Source organism: Nocardia sp. alder85J (assembly GCF_020176955.2).
Lineage (GTDB): Bacteria > Actinomycetota > Actinomycetes > Mycobacteriales > Mycobacteriaceae > Nocardia.
This window is the reverse complement of sequence record NZ_JAIUCZ020000004.1, coordinates 373,022-391,521: the sequence shown is the minus strand read 5'-3', so window position 1 is coordinate 391,521 and position 18,500 is coordinate 373,022. Positions and strand designations below refer to the sequence as shown.

At 70.3% G+C, this 18,500-nt stretch carries 18 protein-coding genes; 12 read left to right on the top strand and 6 right to left on the bottom strand.

Features of this window, described 5'->3' with window-relative positions; all coding sequences use genetic code 11:
* Positions 1 to 11 precede the first annotated feature (11 nt).
* The 3 genes from LBW94_RS17770 to LBW94_RS17760 all read left to right on the top strand — a co-directional run bounded on the left by LBW94_RS17770 (position 12) and on the right by LBW94_RS17760 (position 4,188).
* A complete protein-coding gene (locus LBW94_RS17770) occupies positions 12 to 1,580 on the top strand; it encodes a succinic semialdehyde dehydrogenase (RefSeq protein ID WP_225057517.1) in 1,569 nt (522 codons plus the stop codon).
* Between the two features lie 173 nt (positions 1,581 to 1,753).
* A complete protein-coding gene (locus LBW94_RS17765) occupies positions 1,754 to 3,373 on the top strand; it encodes an AMP-binding protein (protein ID WP_225057518.1) in 1,620 nt (539 codons plus the stop codon).
* Entirely contained in the window at positions 3,370 to 4,188 is an 819-nt protein-coding gene (locus LBW94_RS17760; RefSeq protein ID WP_225057519.1) for an SDR family oxidoreductase, read from the top strand. Before LBW94_RS17765 ends, LBW94_RS17760 begins: the two co-directional genes overlap by 4 nt.
* Positions 4,189 to 4,237: 49 nt before the next feature.
* Here the strand turns inward: LBW94_RS17760 and LBW94_RS17755 are convergent, their stop codons facing one another.
* Complete coding sequence (locus LBW94_RS17755; protein ID WP_225057520.1) at positions 4,238 to 5,101, bottom strand: helix-turn-helix domain-containing protein; 864 nt, start codon at positions 5,099 to 5,101, stop codon at positions 4,238 to 4,240.
* A 213-nt stretch (positions 5,102 to 5,314) separates the two neighbouring features.
* Between LBW94_RS17755 and LBW94_RS17750 the strand changes: the two genes are divergently transcribed.
* Complete coding sequence (locus tag LBW94_RS17750; RefSeq protein ID WP_416276910.1) at positions 5,315 to 5,758, top strand: DUF4254 domain-containing protein; 444 nt, start codon at positions 5,315 to 5,317, stop codon at positions 5,756 to 5,758.
* A 209-nt stretch (positions 5,759 to 5,967) separates the two neighbouring features.
* Here LBW94_RS17750 and LBW94_RS17745 read toward each other — a convergent pair whose 3' ends face one another.
* Together LBW94_RS17745 and LBW94_RS17740 are read right to left on the bottom strand one after the other, a co-directional pair.
* On the bottom strand, positions 5,968 to 6,819 hold the full coding sequence (locus LBW94_RS17745) for an ABC transporter permease (RefSeq protein WP_225057521.1): 852 nt from the start codon (positions 6,817 to 6,819) through the stop codon (positions 5,968 to 5,970).
* A complete protein-coding gene (locus LBW94_RS17740; protein ID WP_225057522.1) occupies positions 6,816 to 7,661 on the bottom strand; it encodes an ABC transporter permease in 846 nt (281 codons plus the stop codon). The genes LBW94_RS17745 and LBW94_RS17740 overlap by 4 nt, the downstream gene beginning before the upstream one ends.
* A gap of 193 nt (positions 7,662 to 7,854) precedes the next feature.
* Between LBW94_RS17740 and LBW94_RS17735 the strand changes: the two genes are divergently transcribed.
* Together LBW94_RS17735 and LBW94_RS17730 are read left to right on the top strand one after the other, a co-directional pair.
* Positions 7,855 to 8,355 (top strand): peroxynitrite isomerase, encoded by a 501-nt coding sequence (locus LBW94_RS17735; protein WP_225057523.1) that lies wholly within the window; start codon positions 7,855 to 7,857, stop codon positions 8,353 to 8,355.
* A 171-nt stretch (positions 8,356 to 8,526) separates the two neighbouring features.
* Entirely contained in the window at positions 8,527 to 8,682 is a 156-nt protein-coding gene (locus LBW94_RS17730; RefSeq protein WP_225057524.1) for a hypothetical protein, read from the top strand.
* A gap of 93 nt (positions 8,683 to 8,775) precedes the next feature.
* Here LBW94_RS17730 and LBW94_RS17725 read toward each other — a convergent pair whose 3' ends face one another.
* Positions 8,776 to 9,048, bottom strand: a complete 273-nt coding sequence (locus LBW94_RS17725) for a DUF2631 domain-containing protein (RefSeq protein WP_266271392.1) — start codon at positions 9,046 to 9,048, stop codon at positions 8,776 to 8,778.
* A 144-nt stretch (positions 9,049 to 9,192) separates the two neighbouring features.
* Here LBW94_RS17725 and dxr point away from each other — a divergent pair, with 144 nt between their 5' ends.
* The 6 genes from dxr (at position 9,193) to LBW94_RS17695 (ending at position 16,409) form a co-directional block, all read left to right on the top strand.
* The gene (dxr, locus tag LBW94_RS17720) at positions 9,193 to 10,332 is read left to right on the top strand and encodes a 1-deoxy-D-xylulose-5-phosphate reductoisomerase (RefSeq protein ID WP_225057526.1); all 1,140 of its coding nucleotides are present in this window, start codon (positions 9,193 to 9,195) and stop codon (positions 10,330 to 10,332) included.
* A 59-nt stretch (positions 10,333 to 10,391) separates the two neighbouring features.
* Entirely contained in the window at positions 10,392 to 11,612 is a 1,221-nt protein-coding gene (locus tag LBW94_RS17715; RefSeq protein ID WP_225057527.1) for a M50 family metallopeptidase, read from the top strand.
* Between the two features lie 123 nt (positions 11,613 to 11,735).
* Positions 11,736 to 12,179 (top strand): cyanase, encoded by a 444-nt coding sequence (gene cynS / locus LBW94_RS17710; protein ID WP_225057528.1) that lies wholly within the window; start codon positions 11,736 to 11,738, stop codon positions 12,177 to 12,179.
* A 257-nt stretch (positions 12,180 to 12,436) separates the two neighbouring features.
* A complete protein-coding gene (ispG, locus tag LBW94_RS17705; protein WP_225057529.1) occupies positions 12,437 to 13,594 on the top strand; it encodes a flavodoxin-dependent (E)-4-hydroxy-3-methylbut-2-enyl-diphosphate synthase in 1,158 nt (385 codons plus the stop codon).
* Between the two features lie 48 nt (positions 13,595 to 13,642).
* Positions 13,643 to 14,506, top strand: coding sequence for a GNAT family N-acetyltransferase (locus LBW94_RS17700; protein WP_225057530.1), 864 nt, complete (start codon positions 13,643 to 13,645; stop codon positions 14,504 to 14,506).
* A gap of 91 nt (positions 14,507 to 14,597) precedes the next feature.
* Positions 14,598 to 16,409, top strand: coding sequence for a penicillin-binding transpeptidase domain-containing protein (locus LBW94_RS17695; protein WP_225057531.1), 1,812 nt, complete (start codon positions 14,598 to 14,600; stop codon positions 16,407 to 16,409).
* Between the two features lie 70 nt (positions 16,410 to 16,479).
* Here LBW94_RS17695 and LBW94_RS17690 read toward each other — a convergent pair whose 3' ends face one another.
* Positions 16,480 to 17,187, bottom strand: coding sequence for a LysR family substrate-binding domain-containing protein (locus LBW94_RS17690; protein WP_225057532.1), 708 nt, complete (start codon positions 17,185 to 17,187; stop codon positions 16,480 to 16,482).
* Between the two features lie 27 nt (positions 17,188 to 17,214).
* Positions 17,215 to 18,279 carry a hypothetical protein gene (locus LBW94_RS17685; protein ID WP_225057533.1) on the bottom strand — a complete coding sequence of 355 codons (1,065 nt, stop codon included), beginning with the start codon at positions 18,277 to 18,279 and terminating at the stop codon, positions 17,215 to 17,217.
* Between the last annotated feature and the right edge of the window lie 221 nt (positions 18,280 to 18,500).

Sequence of the window (18,500 nt, the reverse complement as noted above, 5' to 3'; positions counted from 1 at the left end):
TGGGAGACAGCATGACCACCACCACCGCGGCGGCGACCCCGCCGGACTCGATCACCCCCGGCCTGCTGGACCGGTTGCGGTCCCACCTGCCGCCGTCGGACGAACCGCGCAGCGCCACCGCACCGTTCACCGGCGCGAGTCTGCCGCCCCTGCCGCGTACGACCACAACCGGTCTGGCCGGCACGGTCGCGGCCGCCCGTGCCGCACAACCGGACTGGGCGGCCACGCCGGTGCGCGACCGCGAGCGCATCGTGCTGCGCTTCGCCGCACAACTGCTGGAACACCAGGACCTGCTCTGCGATCTCATGCAATGGGAGACCGGCAAGGCGCGGGTGCACGCCGCGGTCGAGGCGCAGGGCGTGGTGTCGGTGGCCCGGTACTACGGCCGCCGCGCGCACGAGCACCTGGCCGAACGACGAGCGCGCAGTGTCCTGCCCGGTGTGGTCACCACCCGGGTGGGCTACCGGCCCAAGGGCGTGGTCGGCGTGATCGCCCCCTGGAACTACCCGCTGTTTCTCGCCGTGGGCGATGTGATCCCGGCCCTGCTGGCCGGGAACGCGGTCCTCAGCAAGGCCGACTCGCAGGCCCCGTGGACCCTGCTCGCCGCCCGCGAGCTGGCCACGAGGGCCGGTCTCCCCCAGGATGTCTGGCGGATCGTCGCGGGACCCGGCGCCACGATCGGACCGGCGCTGATCGAGGCGGTCGACTATCTGTGCTTCACCGGCTCCACCGCCACCGGCCGCGATATCGCCCGCCGCTGCGCGGACCGGTTGATCGGCGCCTCGCTGGAACTCGGCGGCAAGAATGCGATGATCGTCTGCGCCGACGCCGATCTGTCCGCCGCCGCGCGGGGCGCGGTACAGGCCTGCTTCGCCAGCGCCGGCCAGATGTGCATCGGCATCGAGCGAATATACGTGCACGACAAGGTCTTCGACCGCTTCGTCACCGAACTGGCCGCCCGCACCGCACGAATGCGGCTCGGCGCCGGCTACGGCTGGGACGTCGACATGGGTTCGCTCACCACCGCGGCCCAGTGGGAGACCACCGTCGCGCACATCCGCGACGCCGTCGACCAGGGCGCCCGGGTGGTCGCGGGCGGCCACGCCCGCCCGGACCTCGGCCCCTACTTCCACGAACCCACCGTGCTCACCGGTGTCACCCCCGCGATGCGGGTGTGCGCCGAGGAGACCTTCGGCCCGGTCGTCTCGGTCTACCCGGTCACCTCCGAGGACGCCGCGATCGCCGCCGCCAACACCGGCGAATACGGCCTCAGCGCCAGCGTCTGGACCCGGGACACGGTGCGCGGCACCGATATCGCCCGCCGCATCGTCGCCGGAGCGGTGAACGTGAACGACGGCTACCTGTCCGCCATCGCCTCGGTGGACGCCCCCATGGGCGGCATGCGGACCAGCGGCCTGGGCCGCCGCCACGGCCGCGAGGGCATCCTCCGCTACACCGAACCCCAGACCGTCGCCACCCAGCGCTTCCCCACCCCGACCCCGGATCGCCTGCGCGACACCTTCTTCGATACCTACACCCGCGCCCAGCGCCTGCTGGCCGCCCGGTGGCCCCGCCCGTAGCGCCGTGCCCCGGCCCACCCGCAGTACGCGCGACAACCGCATCGCCCGGAAGGACGATCAGTGACCATCAGCCGACATCCCGGCTCTCCCGGATCTCACCCACGAACCTCGCTTGCCGGACCACCGGGCAACCGCCGGCGCAGCCCACGAACCGGGACCGGGACGGTGCGCCGGTGACCTCTGTTCCGCTCACGCGATTGCGTACCGGCGCTGCCGCATTCGCCGTGCTGCTGCGGTCGGGCATGCTGTCGCTGCCGCCGCAGGCCGCGTTGTCCAGTGCCCGGGCGGCGCGGCGATGGGGGCCGCTCGGCGGGCTGCCCGCCGGGACGGCCGCGGCGTTCGGTGACCGGATCGCCTTCCGGGATGATCGCGGCACTCTCACCTATCGCGAATTCGGCAGTCGTACCGAGCGATTCGCGCGGTTGTTCGCCACCGTGCCGCGGCCGGACGGCGGGCAGCCGGGTATCGGGATTCTGTGCCGCAATCATGCCGACGCGGTGGTGGCGCTGTGCGCGGCCATGGCCGTGGGGGCCCGGGTGGTGCTGCTCAACTCCGATTTCGGGCATCGTCAGGTCGACGAGGTGGCGGCGCGGGAACAGCTGGACGCCATCGTGTACGACGACGAGTTCGCGCCCGCGCTGGCCGGATTCGACGGGATCACCTGGTGTGCCTGGCATTCCGGGCCGGAGCCGGGGAATGCGCTGGCCCGGCTCGCCGCCGCGTTCCCGGCGGGGCCGCTGCCCCGGCCGGACCGGCTGGGTACCGTGGTGATCCTCACCAGCGGTTCCAGCGGCACCCCGAAGGGGGCGCCGCGCGAATCGCCGAATCCGCTGCTGCTGCCCGCGGGGCTGCTGTCGCGGATCCCGCTGCGGCGCGATGATCGAATCCTGTTGTCGGCGCCGGTCTTCCACGGCTGGGGGCTGATCGTCACCACCATCGCGCTGCTGCTCGGCGCGGAGGTGGTGTTGCAGCGACGCTTCGACGCGCAGCGCGCGCTCGACGAGCTGGCGGCGCGGCGGTGCACCGTGTTCGTCGCGGTGCCGACCATGGTGCGCCGGATGCTCGCGCTCGGGGATCGGCTCACCGCAGCGGATCTCGGTGCGCTGCGGATCATCGGCAGCGGCGGGGCGCGGCTGGCTCCGGAACTGGTCGCGGAGATCTCCGGCGCATTCGGGCCGGTGCTGCACAACCTGTACGGCTCCACCGAGGCGTCCTACATCAGCATCGCCACCCCGGCGGATCTGGCGCACGCGCCCGACTGCGCGGGGCGGCCCGCGCTCGGGATCTCGGTGCGCATCGCGGACGCGGACGGCCACGCATTGCCGCCGAACACCAACGGCCGCATCCTCGTTCGCACGTCCGGACAGGTCACGACGTACACCGACGGCAGCAGCCGGGCGATGATCGACGGGTTCCTCGACACCGGCGACCGCGGGCAGCTGGACGACCGCGGCCGGCTGTACGTCACCGGCCGGTCCGACGGCATGATCGTCTCCGGCGGCGAGAACGTCTTCCCGGAGGAGGTCGAGCTGGCGCTGCAACGGCATCCGGGGGTGGCCGACGCGGTCGTGGTGCCGGTCGCCGACGCCGACTTCGGGCAGCGGCTGCGCGCCTATCTGGTGGCCGACGGCGCGGCCGATCTCGACCTCGCGGCGGTGCGCGCCCGGCTGAGTTCCGAACTGCCGCGCTCGCGGATGCCGCGCGACATCATCGTCGTCACCGAACTGCCGCGCGGCGCCTCCGGAAAGGTGTTGCGCCGCACCCTGGAAGAACTCGAGAGGAGCCATCCGTGACCCGTTTCGTCATCGCCGGGAAGGTGGTCGTCGTCACCGGCGGCGCCCGGGGCATCGGCCGGGCCGTCGCCGCCGCACTCCGGAAGCAGGGCGCCCAGGTCGCCATCGGCGACATCGACACCGTCACCGTGAAGACCGCCGCGGGTGATCTCGGCATCCTCGGCGACACCATGGATGTCACCGATCCCGCCTCGGTGACCGCCTTCCTCGAACTGGTGCAGCGGGAGCTGGGCCCGGTGGACATCTGGATCAACAACGCGGGCATCATGCCGATCGGCCCGGTGCTGGAACAGTCCGACGCGCTGGTGCGCCGGTGCGTGGACATCAACGTGCACGGCGTGATCAACGGCAGCCGGGCCGCCGCCCGCGCGATGACCGGTCGCGGCGGCCGCATCGTGAACATCGCCTCGATCGCCGGGCGCATCCCGGCGCCCGGCATGGCGCTCTACAACGCCACCAAATTCGCGGTGGTCGGATTCAGCGAGGCGCTCGACGCGGAACTGGCCGCGCGGGACATCCGGGTGTCGGTGGTGCTGCCGTCGTTCACCGCCACCGAACTCATCAGCGGTATCAGCATCAATCGCCTCAGCCGGCCGGTGGCGCCCGAGCAGATCGCGGCCGCGGTCGTCGCGGTGCTCACCGGCGGTCGCCGCCAGGCGGTGATCCCCCGCAGTCTCGCGCCCAGCGCGGCGGTCTGGGCGATGCTACCGCGCCCGGTGACCCGATTCCTGCGCCGCGTCGCCGGTTTCGAGGAGGCCTTCCTGCACAGCGACGGCGCCCGGGCGGCCTACGACGCCCGGATCGCGGGCGAGTGAACGCAACTCGTCGACGCCGGTCCGCGCGACCGGCGTCACCACCAGCGGATCACCGCAGGCTTTCCGCGGCCTCGGTGATCAGGGTGATCGAATCGCGGGGGCTCAGCGCCATGGCGCGCAGCTGGTCGAACATGACGCCGAAGCGGCGCACCCCGTCGCGGCCCTCCACGATGTCGTCACCCGCGGCGCCCTCGATGTAGACGAGTTCGGGATCGGCGGGTTCGTGGAAGTCCAGCACCACGAACGAGCCGATCATCGCCGGATGCGCCCCGGCCTCGAACGGCAGCACCTGGAGGATCACGTTGCGCTTCTCCGACTCGTCGATCAGCCGCAGCAGCTGTTCCCGCATCACCTCGGGTCCACCGACCACCCGCCGGATCGCGGCCTCGTCCAGCACCACCCACAGTTCCAGCGGATCGTCCTGCCGGGTCAGCACCTTGGCGCGCTCGAAGCGGGCCCGCAGGCGCTGTTCGATCACCGAACTCTCGGCCTTCGGCATCGTCGTGTCCAATACCGCCCAGGCGTACCTTTCGGTCTGCAATAGGCCGGGTATATAGGACATTTCGAACAGGCGCGCGGACAATGCGGCGTTCTCGAAGTTGATGAACGCCGCATACACTTCCGACACCGCCGCCTCGAACGGCCGCGACATGCCCGGCTTCTGCGCTTCCTGTAGCAACTTCAAGGCATCCGCGCGGCGCTCCTCGTCGACCCCGTAGAGATCGAGCATGGCCATCAGCGTGCGCCGCTGCGGCCGCGCCTGCGCGGTCTCGATGCGGTACAACGTCGTCACGTTGATGCCGCTGCGGGCGCTGACCTCCTCTTTACTGACGCCGGCCTCCTCCCGCAGCTCCGTCAGCAGCACGGCGAGCCGCCGCAACTGCACGGTGAGCGCGGTACGTTTTCCTGCCATCGATACACTGACCTCCAGCCGCACCTCAGCTACCCGATGCAATTCCTAGAACGCATTTTTGCGTTCCAGCCCTTGTGTTCTTGCATCTGCAAGTAGCATCATGCTTACAAGCCTAGTTCTGAAACACCGATCCCATGACCGGTATAGCTGAAACCGGAGACCAATCATGTTGGTGCGATTAGTGATACATCTGGCCGTGCAGGGGGCGCAGCGATGACGATGTCGATTGCCGGAGTGCTGCCGACCGCGCCGCAATTACTGTGCGCGTTCCAGGGACGCCGGTTCCAGGACCGAGTGCTGTTGCGATCGGCACGCGCCCTGGCCGAGTTACACAGTCGGCGCGCGGAGATCGGCGACCCGTTGATGGTCGCCGAGATCGATTGCCGCCGTACTGAACTCGTCGAGGACATCAACGACTGGGTGGAGCAGGAACTGCCACAGCACCGCAACGGGTCCTCATTGCACACCGAGAGCCTCGGCGCGGTGGTCGATCGGATGGCCCGCAGTTGGGTCGACGCCAATATGGCCATCGACCGCGACGGGCCGCGCAGTGACAATACCCATAAACACTGGTACCACTTGGCCGAACTGGTGGACGGTTACACTGATCTCGTGATCGACGTGGCCGGTGGCCGGCGCCGATTGCCGGAGCAGTGAATCGCCGCGGAACACGTTGACACACACGGTCATTCCCTGCCAGAGGTGACGTCACCGAGCGGCCGGGTGCGGTTCGGGCCGGGACGTCGCCCGCCAGGTACGGCGGGCGCAACGAGGCGCCCGGCCCGGCGTGCCGCGTAGTCGACTGGCGCGGCACGCCTGCCCGGGCTCCCGCTCGCGCGCCCGGATTCACCCCGTGCGCGCCGGATTCAGGCCCGGCTGGCTCGCCGATAGCCGATCGCCGCGGGCACCGCGAACACCACCATCGAGGCCACCGACCAGGCCAGGGTGGCCAGCAGCGGACCCCGCACCGGACCGCCCACCGACAGCCCGCGCATCGCGTCGACGGCACAGCTCATCGGCTGATGCGCCACGATCGGCTGCGCCCAGTCCGGATAGGCGTCCAGCGGCACGAATCCGGTGCAGAAGAACATCAGCATCGACGAGCCCAGCGAGATCACCTCCACCAGCGCCGCCTTCGCGGTGTAGACGGCGGCGGCCGTGACCGCGGTGGCGAACGCCAGCCCGTAGACCAGCGGCAATCCCAGCAGCGCCAGCGCCGCCGGCAGCCCCTGCCGGAACCGGAAGCCCAGCAGCACCCCGACCCCGAACAACAGGCCGGTGCACAACAGGATCCGCGCGCCCTCGGCGCAGATCCGGGCCAGCAGGCCGGACGCGCGATGCACCGGCAACACCCAGAATCGGGCCAGCAAACCGGCATCGCGCTCCCGGCCGAGCGTCACCGCGCCGGCCAGCGAACCCGACATCACCGACACCAGGGTGGTCATCGGCACCGTCCCGTACAGCGCGTTCATCCCGGAATAGGACGAGATCTGATGTCCCAGTACGGAATTGAGGATGATCAGCAACAGCGCCGGGAACAGCACCGCCTGCATCATGGTCACCGTGTCCCGGCGCCAGCGCAGCAGCAGCCGCCGGGTCTGGATCAGCGTCTGCGGCAGCAGCCGGGACCAGGTCTCGGTGTGCGCCGGCGGCACCGGCATCGGCGACCGGACGAGAGCCGGGCGGTCGGAATCGGGAATCACCCGCGTCGGCGTCATCGCTGCCGCCGCACGGCCAGCAGCACGCAGGCGCCACCGAACACCACCAGCCCGGCCACCGTCCAGGCCAGCCCCGGCCCGACCGTGCCCCAGGTGACCGGCGTCCCGGCCCCCGGCACGTCACCGGCGAGCGCGCGCATCACGGCGACGAACCGCGACACCGGCTGGTGGTGCGCGAAAGCCCGCATCCAGGACGGGAACCGGTCGGCCGGGACGAAGCCGGTGGACACCATGCCGAGGATCAACTGCGGCAGGATCAGCGCCTGGGTCGCCGCCTCCGGACTGCCGGACAGCCCGCCGACCAGATCGCCGATCGCGCCCAGCAGCACCCCGAGCGACAGCGCGAAGAGTACGAAGGCCACGGTCTGCCACCAGCTTCCGTGGAAACGGAAGCCGATCACCAGACCGCACACCACCGCCGCGGCCAGCGCGATCGCCGTGCGGTAGAGCACCGCCGCCGTGCGGGCGACCAGCGGCGCGATCAGCGGCATGGGCATGGTCGCGAAGCGGGTGTCCAGACCGTCGCGGGTATCGCTGGCGGAGCGGAACGCCGCGGCGGTCGCGCAGAACGCCACCGCCTGCATCACGATCATCGGCATCAGGAACTGCGCGTACGAGCCGGACCCGTGGCCCACGCCGGACATCACCCGGTTCAACGGGACGAAGAAGCCGATGGTGAACACGCTGGGCGCCAGCAGCGCGGTCAGTACCTCGCCGTTGCGCAGCGACGGCCGCACCAGCCGCAGCGCCAGCACCCAGCACTGCCGCAGCGCCGACGGCCGCGGCGGCGCGGGCGCCGCGCGGTATCCCGATGCCATCGGGTCGATCACCTGGACGCTCATCGCCTCCTGCTTTCCCTCGACGACCGGTTCCCCACTGCCGGATCACGATTCATCTCACCAGAGTCATCGTCGCGCGGGCCGCATCCGCAGCGGGTTCGGCAGGTCTTCGGTTGTCAACCCCCATCGCCGCGAATTCCACCGGCGCGGCGCCGTCGCGGCGCCGGACCGGCGGCCGCGCATTAAGCTGTCCGCCGTGCTCGAACCCCAGCCGCCCGTCGCGCCGCATCCGGACATCGCCCACCTCGCCGCACTACTGGGCAATTGGCGTGGTTCCGGGCACGGCGAGTATCCGACGATCGAACCGTTCGACTACCACGAGGAGATCTGGTTCGGTCACGTCGGCCGCCCCTTCCTGACCTACCGGCAGCGCACCCGGCATGCCGGGGACGGCCGTTCGCTGCACGCCGAGACGGGTTATCTGCGCAGCGCGGGCAAGGATCGCGTCGAGCTGATCCTGGCCCACCCGACCGGTGTCACCGAGATCTGCGAGGGGCGCGTGGATATGGTCGGCGACGGGCTGCGCCTGGAACTCGACTCGACGCACATCGGACTCAGCAGTACCGCGAAGTTGGTGACGGCACTGGGCCGCTCGCTGGCCCTGACCGGTGACACCATCGACTACACCTTGCGTATGGCAGCCGTCGGGCAACCGACACGCCATCACCTTGCCGCCAGTTTGCGACGAACCGGCTAATATTACAAATCTAGGTCGTGACCTGCGACATAGCCTATATGTAGCTGCGCCTCCGGACACTGGGGACTTGTCGGAGAGACGTTTCCCGTTCTACGGTGTCCAAGTCGGCTATTAGTTGGCAAACGATGGTTCGAACTCTTCCCGACTCAGTGAGCGATAAGGGAGAAGGACATGAAGCGTTCGACGCTAACCCTCATCACCGCAGGCATGATCCTGGCCGGGACAGGCGCCGTCGAAATTCTGGGCGACGCCTCCGCGGGGGCGACGTCGCCCAGCGATCACGCCGCCACGATCAACGCGCACGGAACGGAGGTGCAATCGCCGTAACCTCCCCCGAGCTCGAAGCGACCACAGACAAACCGGATGCGCACCCTGCACAGCGCATCCGGTTGTTTGTGTTTCGAGCAGCGAAGCGGCGACCTACCGCGGCTTGCCCTGGAGGAGGTTGTCCCGGATCAGGATGCCGGCCAGGGCGGCGGCGAAGCCGATCAGGTAGATGTCCTCCACATGGCCTTTGTGGTTGCCGATCAGCATGCACAGGAGGATCACGACGACCACCCAGCCCGCGCGGCGGAAGGTCTTGCGCGACTCGCCGCTCCAGCCCCAGGCGGCGGACGGAACCTCGGCGGGGTCGACCTTCGTGACGACGGCGCTCTCTGCCGGTTCCAGTTCCGTGGCCACGTTCGCTCCCATCGGTTCGGGTAATGGTGTACTACCGCCACAATGGTGGCATACGACCGCTTGTCGTAGCCAGTTGGGCCGGGGGCGGTGTCGCGGTTACGGGACGGTTCGCAGGTCTCGGGTGGGGAGCGGATTCGGACACGTCAGAATGGAGACGTGTCCGACGTCGTCAAAGTTCTGCTGCTGGGCAGCACCGGTTCCATTGGCACACAGGCGCTGGAGGTGATCGCGGCCAATCCGGATCGGTTCCGGGTCGCCGGGCTCGCCGCTCGCGGCGGCAACACCGAGCTGTTCGGGGCGCAGATCCAGGCTACCGGGGTCACCGAGGTCGCCGTCGCCGATCCGGGGGCTGCCGCGAAACTCGGTGTGGCGCTGAGTGGTCCGGGGGCGGTCACCGAATTGGTGCGGCGCACCGATGCCGATGTGGTGCTCAATGCGCTGGTGGGGTCGCTCGGGCTGGAACCCACGCTGGCGGCGCTGGAGTCGGGGCGGCGGCTCGCGCTGGCCAACAAGGAGTCGCTGGTGGCGGGTGGGTCGCTGGTGACGCGGGCGGCGGCGCCGGGGCAGATCGTCCCGGTGGACTCCGAGCATTCGGCGATGGCGCAGTGCCTGCGGTCGGGGCGGGCCGCGGAGGTCGCGCGGCTGGTGCTCACCGCGTCCGGGGGGCCGTTCCGGGGGTGGACGCGCGCGATGCTCGAATCGGTGAATCCGGCGGAGGCGAAGACCCATCCCACCTGGTCCATGGGGCCGATGAACACGCTGAATTCGGCCACCCTGGTGAACAAGGGACTGGAGCTGATCGAGGCGCACATGTTGTTCGGCATCCCGTACGACCGCATCGACGTGACCGTGCATCCGCAGTCGATCGTGCATTCGATGGCCACCTTCACCGACGGGTCCACCATCGCGCAGGCCAGTCCGCCGGATATGCGGCTGCCGATCGCGCTGGCCCTGGGCTGGCCGGACCGGGTGCCGGGTACGCTGGCGCCGCTGGACTTCGGCGGGGCGTTCAGCTGGGATTTCGCGCCGGTCGACAACGAGGTCTTCCCGGCCGTCGAGCTGGCCCGGCGGGCGGGGCAGGCCGGGGGCAGTGTGACGGCCGTGTACAACGCCGCCAACGAGGTCGCCGTCGCGGCCTTTCTCGACGGGCACATCCGCTTCCCCGCGATCGTCGACACGGTGGCCCGCGTGGTCGAGTCGGCCGACATGTGGACCCCGGAACCGGCTACCTTGGACGAGGTGCTGGCAGCGGACACGTGGGCGCGGCAGCAGGCGCGCTCGGCAGTGCACGCTTGATCCCGCGCGGCAGCGCACGATTGATGCGGCAACGATTGGTCTAGGAAGGGTCGTACCGGATGGGATTCGCGTTCGGATTCGTGCTGTTCGCGCTCGGCATCACGGTGTCGGTCGCCCTGCACGAGTGCGGTCACATGTGGGCGGCCCAGGCCACCGGCATGAAGGTCCGGCGGTACTTCGTCGGCTTCGGCCCGAAGGTCTGGTCGTTCCGTCGCGGTGAGACCGAGTACGGGGTCAAGGCGCTGCCGCTGGGCGGCTTCTGCGACATCGCCGGGATGACCGCGCTGGACGAGCTGGAGCCGGAGGAACTGGATCGGGCCATGTACCGGCAGGCCACCTGGAAGCGGCTGCTGGTGATGATCGGCGGCATCCTGATGAACTTCCTGCTGGGCTTCCTGCTGATCGTGCTGCTGGCCGTCGCCTGGGGCCTGCCGCGGCTGGACAGCCCGCCGGCCACCCAGATCTTCCCCGCCGGATGTGTGGCCGCCCAGAATCCCGACGGCAGCGCCGCCCCCTGCACCGGTGAGGGTCCGGCCCAGGTGGCCGGGCTGAAGCGCGGCGACCTGGTGACCGCGGTGGACGGCTCCCCGATCAAGTCCTGGGACCAGTTCAAGGCCCGCACCGAGGCCGCGACCGGCCCGGTCACCTACACCATCCGCCGCGACGGGCAGAGCATGGACGTGAAGGTGCTGCCGGAACGGGTCGCCACCTACCCGGTCGATCCGGCCACCAAGGTCCGCAGCGCCACCCCGGTCCTGGTGGGCAAGGTCGGCGTCGGCCAGGACTACTACGACCCGCAGAAGTACAACGTGCTCGCCGCGCTGCCCGCGTCGGCGTCGTTCACCGGCGACATGTTCGGCAAGACCTTCGAATCGCTGGCCCAGATGCCCACCAAGGTCGTGAACCTGTGGCACGCCGTCACCGGCGGGGTCCGCGACCCGGACACCCCGGTCAGCGTGTACGGCGCCAGCAAGATCGGCGGCGAGACCGCCGAGCACGGCATGTGGGGCGCGTTCGTGCTGGTGCTGGCGAGCCTGAACTTCTTCCTCGGCGCCTTCAACCTGCTCCCGCTGCTGCCGCTGGACGGCGGTCACATCGCGGTCGTGCTGTACGAGAAGCTCCGCAACTCGCTGCGCGGCCGTCGCGGGCTGTCCCCCGGCGCACCCGTCGACTATCTGAAACTGCTGCCCGCCACCTATGTGGTGGTGGTCATCGGCGGCGCCTACATGATCCTCACCGTGGCCGCCGACATCGTGAACCCGATCAAACTGTTCCCCTGATCCCGGCTGTACCCGGCGCAGAATTAACACGGGCAGAACATGATTCGGCGTAGCGTCTGGTCCGCACGGACGGCCGGTCCGCACGGACCGGCCGATCCCCTGTGAAGTGCGAGAGGACTGCGGATGACGACGAAGAAGGCGGCGGGCGAGGCGATCCTGGCGGCCAAACAGCGGCTCGGCATCAGCTGGGCCCAGCTGGCCGAGACCATCGGGCGGCCGCCCGCCTGGACGGTGGCGGCGCTGCTCGGACAGCATCCGGTGCCCGAGGCGGAGGCGAAGACCGTCGTCGGGATGCTGGAGCTCGACGAGGACGTGCGCTGGGCCTTGCAGGCGCAGCCGAGCCGCGGCGCGCTGGACACGCCGGTGCCCACCGATCCCACCATCTATCGTTTCTACGAGGTATTGCAGGTCTACGGCCCGGCCATCAAAGAGCTCATCCACGAGGAGTTCGGCGACGGGATCATGAGCGCGATCAACTTCCGGCTGGACGTGCGGCGGGAGCCGGATCCGGCCGGTGACCGGGTGGTCGTGACGCTCGACGGGAAATTCCTGCCCTATCAGTGGTGAATGATCCGGCACGGCCGGGGTGGTGAATGATCCGGCACGGCCGGGGTGGTGAATGATCCGGCACGGCCGGGGTGGTGAGTGATCCGTCACGGCCGCGGGCATCCGCGGCGGCCCGGACTACGAATACCTGCTGGCGGATCCCCAGTGGTGTGGCCTCCGCGGGGGGATGTCGGTGTACTCACAGCGCCCCTGTCACACTCCGGCACTAGACTCGGGCGGCGAACGTGGAGCACGCAGACGAAAGTAGGCAGCCGAAGGTGAGTACAGCCGTCGCATTGGGGATTCCGTCCGCGCCAGCGGCCGTTCTCGCGCCGCGACGTAAGACACGCCAACTACGAGTGGGCAACGTCGGGGTCGGCAGCGACCATCCGATCTCCGTCCAGTCGATGACCACCACCAAGACCCACGACGTCAACGCGACGCTCCAGCAGATCGCGGAGCTCACCGCGTCGGGCTGCGACATCGTCCGCGTCGCGTGCCCGCGGCAGGAGGACGCCGACGCACTGGCCGCCATCGCGCGCAAATCGCAGATCCCGGTCATCGCCGACATCCACTTCCAGCCGCGCTACATCTTCGCCGCGATCGACGCCGGGTGCGCCGCGGTGCGGGTGAATCCGGGCAACATCAAGGAATTCGACGGCCGCGTCGGCGAGGTCGCGAAAGCCGCTGCCGCCGCGGGCATTCCGATCCGCATCGGGGTCAATGCCGGCTCGCTGGACAAGCGCATGCTGGAGAAGTACGGCAAGGCCACCCCGGAGGCGCTGGTCGAATCCGCGCTGTGGGAGGCGTCGCTGTTCGAGGAGCACGGCTTCGGCGACATCAAGATCTCGGTCAAGCACAACGATCCGGTGGTCATGGTGGAGGCGTACCGGCAGTTGGCCGCGCGCTGCGACTATCCGCTGCATCTCGGCGTGACCGAGGCCGGTCCGGCGTTCCAGGGCACGATCAAGTCCGCGGTGGCCTTCGGCGCGCTGCTCAGCGAGGGCATCGGCGACACCATCCGGGTCTCGCTGTCGGCGCCGCCGGCCGAGGAGATCAAGGTCGGCAGCCAGATCCTGCAATCGCTGAACCTGCGGCCGCGCAAACTCGAGATCGTGTCCTGCCCGTCCTGCGGCCGCGCCCAGGTCGACGTCTACAGCCTGGCCAACGCCGTCAGCGCCGGGCTCGAGGGCATGGAGGTACCGCTGCGGGTGGCCGTCATGGGCTGCGTCGTCAACGGGCCCGGTGAGGCCCGCGAGGCCGATCTCGGCGTCGCCTCCGGTAACGGTAAGGGACAGATCTTCGTCAAGGGCGAGGTCATCAAGACCGTGCCCGAACACCTGATCGTGGAGACCCTCATCGAGGAAGCGCTGCGGCTGGCCGAAGAGATGGGTGATACCGAGGGCAGTGGCGAGCCGGTCGTCAGCGTCGGTTAGTCAGAGCAAACACCAGCGCGTTTTCACAGTTCGTGGCAGGCTGTGAAGGTGCGGAGTGTGCTGGATCCGAGACGGTCGCGGAGCACCGGCGTTCGCCAGCTGTCCAACCGCGACGTCGCACAGGTGCTCGCGGTGTTGGACAGCGATCCGGTCGCCTGCTGCATGGTTGCCGCCCGGCTGCAGGAATGCGGTGTCGACACCCGGGCCGGTGGCCACGGTGAGCTGTGGACGCGCAGCAGCCCCGCGGATTCACTGTGCTTCTCCGGAGCCAATCTGATGCCGCTGCGCGGCGGTCGGGACGATCTGCGGGCCTTCGCGGAGCGGGCGGCCCGGTGGCCGCGGGTGTGCTCGTCGGTGGTGGGCCGCAAGGAACTGGCGCTGCCGCTGTGGGAGTTGCTCGCCGACCGCTGGGGCCCGCCCCGGGAACTGCGTCCCGATCAGCCGCTGCTGGCGCTGGACGGGCCCGCGCGCATCCTCGCCGATCCGCTGGTCCGCCGGGTGCGGCTCGACGAACTCGATCGGTATCTGGTGGCCGCGGTGGCGATGTTCACCGAGGAGATCGGCGTCGATCCGCGCGCCGGGGACGGCGGCCGCAGCTATCGCCGCCGGGTGGCGAGCCTGATCCAGTCCGGGCGGGCCTGGGCCCGGTTCGAGGACGGCGAGGTCGTGTACAAGGCGGAGGTGGGCGCGATGTCCCGCCGCACCGGGCAGATCCAGGGCGTCTGGGTGCATCCGGAGTGGCGGGGGCGCGGCATCGGCACCTCGGGCACCGCGGCGCTGGCCAATGCCGTGGTGGCCACCGGCCGCACCGCGAGCCTGTACGTGAACAACTTCAACGAGGTCGCCCGCCGCTCGTACGCGAAGATCGGATTCGACCAGATCGCCACCTTCGCCACGGTCCTGGTCGACTGAATCGGACGAAAGACCCCACTTCGGTAGCGGCGGCGGCACATTCGCGTGTCGGACGGCCACCGCGGGGGTGGCTGTCTACGATTACGCACCGATGCCGACACAGGTGCTGCTGCGTTGCGTTACCGCCGCCGTCCTCGTCGCCACCGCCGGTGGCTGTGCGGACGGGCGGCGCGGCCCGGCCGCGGCGGCCGACGATTTCGTCGCCGCCTTCGCCCGCCACGAGCCGACCGCCGCGGCGGCGCTCACCAACCACCCCGAACACGCCGCCGCGGCGCTGGCCGCGGCCTGGGACGACCTCCAGGCCGAGCAGCTGACCGCGCGGGTCGGCGCCGCGCGGATCAGCGGCGACACCGCCACGGTCGAGTACACCTATCAGTGGCGACTGCCGAAACGCCGGGTCTGGACCTACGGCGGGGTGTTGCAGATGGGCCGCAGCGAGGGCCGCTGGCAGGTGCGCTGGTCGGCCTCGGACATCCACCCGCGGCTCGGCGACACCCAGTCGCTGGAACTGCGCGCCCTGCCCGCCCCGCGGGCCCGCGTCAACGAGCGGGCCGGCAGCGATGTGCTGATTCCCGGTGTGGTGCACCGGATCTCGTTCACGGCGACGGCCGCGCCGGAACCGGCGGCCGCGGCCGCGGCGCTGGCGGCGGCGCTGGCGCCGGTCGACGAGACGGTGACCACCGAGTCGATCCTGGCCGCCACCCGCCGCCGGCTCACCGAACCGGTCCAGGTCGCGGTGCTCGGCGATGGCGAATTCGAGCAGGTGGCCGGGCAATTGACCGGGATGCCCGGGGTCGGCGTGGACCGGCAGTGGGATCTGCTGCCCACCGATCGCGGCTTCGCCCCGGATCTGCTGGCCGAGGTGCGCAAGACCGTCATCGACGAGGTGGACGGCAAGGCCGGGTGGAGTGTGGTCACCGTCAACGCCAACGGCGTGGACACCGACGTGCTCACCGAATCGGAACCGCAACCGGCGCCGTCGTTCTCACTGAGCGTCGACCGATTCGTGCAGAACGCCGCGCAGCAGGCGGTGAACCGGCCGGCCGAACCGGCGATGATGGTGGTGGTGCAGCCGTCCACCGGCGCGATCCTGGCGGTGGCGCAGAATCGGCCCGCCGATGTGGACGGCCCGGTGGCGATGATCGGCCTCTACCCGCCGGGGTCGACCTTCAAGACGGTGACCGCGGTGGCGGCGATGGACCGCGGCATGGCGATGCCCGACACCGTGCTGCCCTGCCCGCGCGACATCGTGATCGGCAACCGGACCATCCCCAACTACAACGAGTTCACCATCGGCGACGCACCGATGTCGGACGCCTACGAACGGTCCTGCAACACCACCTTCGCCAAACTGGCCAGCGAGTTGCCCGCGGACGCGCTGACGAGCACCGCCGCCGCCTTCGGCATCGGCCCCGACTACACCGTGCCGGGCCTGACGACGGTCTCCGGCTCGGTGCCCCCGGCCGAGGACCTGATCCAGCGCACCGAGGACGGCATCGGCCAGGGCCGGGTGCTGGTCAGCCCCTTCGGCATGGCGCTGCTGGCCGCCACGGTGGCGCGCGGCACGGTGCCGGTGCCCTACCTGATCGCCGGGCACGAGACGAAAGTCGGTGCGCGAGCCGAGAGCCCGGACCCGCCCACGCTGTCCCCGGCGGTGCTCGACGGCCTGCGCTCGATGATGCGCAAGGTGGTCACCGGCGGCACGGCGGGCCGGATCGCCGACCAGGGCGAGGTCTTCGGCAAGACCGGGGAGGCGGAGGTCGACGGCGGCTCACACTCCTGGTTCGTCGGCTACCGCGGCGACCTGGCCTTCGCGACCCTGCTGGTCCGCGGCGGCAGCTCCGATCACGCGGTCGCGGTGACCCGCGACATGCTCGCGGCGCTGCCGCCCGGCACGGCGTGAGGCAGCGCCGCGCGGTGACGAGCCGGCGGGTGGGCCGAGCGCGGACGTTCCGGAACGCGGTGGCGAGCGGTCAGCGGCCGCGGCGGCGAGGCGGTTTGCGCTGAGCCGCAGTGGTTTTGCGACCGGCGGGTGGTTGTCTGCGGGCCGGGGTGCGGGCGGCGGCGGTCGCCGCGTTCGGGCGCCGCGGTGTGCGTTTCGGATTCTCTTGCGGCGCGGGGGTTTCGGAGCGGGAGCTGCGTTCGGTGCGGCCGCGGACGATGCCGATGAAATCGTGGACGGCGGGGGTGTCGAGGGCGACCGGCCAGGCCAGGCCGATCTCGGTGTCGGGGAGGTCGGTCACCACGCGGCTGACCAGGTCGCGGCGGTGGTGCAGCCGGGCCACGGAGTGCGGCATGATCGCGGCGCCGCCGACCGCGACGACCAGTTCCACCGTGGCCGCCATGGCGTCGATGTCGGCGGCGTCCTGCATGCGCTCGTCGGCGAGGTCGGCGGCAGAGACCTCGTCGAACAACGAGATCGGGTGGTCTTTGGGGACCACGACCACCGGCTGCTCGCGGTAGAGCGGGATCAGGTGCAGGTCCTCGCGGTCGATCGGGATGCGGACGAAGCACATCTGCACGCGGCCCTCTCGCAGCGCGCTCTCCTGCTCGGCCTGCGGCACCTGGACCAGTCCCAGCGGGGTGTCCGGGAAGCGGTCGGCCCAGCGGCGGGCCCACTTCGCGACGGTCACGCCCGGTACGTATCCGATTCGCAGCGCCGTGCCGGCCGTGTCGTCCATGCGGGTCAGGGTACGTGAGCTGCGCGGTCAGCCCGGCAGGCACCAGTCGCTGCGGTAGGCGGCGAGGTCGCCGGGGGTGGCGGTGAAGTCGACGTAGAGCGCCACGCCGAAGGACTGCCGCTGTGGCGCGGTGCGGCTGAGGCCCAGGCGGGCGCCGCGCACGGCGCCGGCCACCGTCTCGGCGTCGCCGTGGTGCCCGTAGTCGTCGACCCAGAAGACCGGCACGCCCATCAGCAGCAGGGTCTGCGCGGGGGTCACCTGGAGCGCCAGTTTCGTCTGCTCGGCGAGATAGCCGCCATACAGCGATTCGGTCGGCATCCAGGTGTCGTAGGACATCACCGCGATCTGGTCGACGCGGCGCGCCACCTGCGCGAAATAGCTCTGGGCCCAGAACTTCCCGTGGCCGGACAGCGCGACGCCGAGCCGGTGCAGACCCGGGAGCGGGTCGATCTGCGGCGCCGACACCGACAGCTGCGCATGCCGGTCGGTGGTGAGCGCGCGGGTCCGGTCCAGCAGCGTCAGGTAGTCGGGGGAACCGGATCGCACCGGCTCCAGATCGTAATGGACACCGTCGAATCCGAGGTCGAGCACATGAGTGACGGAGTCCAGCAGACGATCCCGCACGACCGGATCGGCCAGATGCAGGGCATCGTGTTCCGGCGCCACGAAATCGCCGAGCCAGGATTGCACCCGCACACCGGGCAGCAGCCGATGCGCGGTGGCCACGAACCAGGCGGCCAGCGGGGCCAGCTGCGGATCCAGGCTGCCGTCGTCGGACAGCGGGCCGGTGTGCACGTACAGATCGGTGATCCCGCTGCCGGACAACCGCTGTCCCAGCGCCGCCACATCGGCCTCGGTCTTGCGGCCGTCGACCCAGGCGTGCCCGAGCCAGAAGGCATCGTGCCCCCGGGTCCGGGCCTCCGCCGCGGGCCGCCCGGCATCGGCGGTCCACAGCGTGAGCAGCGCCGTCAGCGGGAACAGCAGCGCCAGCCCCACGACCAGCACCGCGCTGATCGAGACCCGCCGCCACCGCGACCACCCCCGCCACCGCCGCCGCATCGCCACGAGCGGCCGCCGCACCAATTCCCGCATCCCGCAATGCTATGCGAGTGTTCATGATCGGGGACTCGCCCTGCGCCATCGCGACCGCCGGCCGGCGGCCTCACCTCGACTACGGCGCCCACCCGCAATGGCAGCAGAAGACATCGGCCCGGCATCATCGGTATTCGCCATTGCTCGCGGCACGGATCGGTTGGCGCGATGCCGTCAGCGTTGGCAAACCGAGCGGTCTGCGGACTGTGCGAGCATGGGCG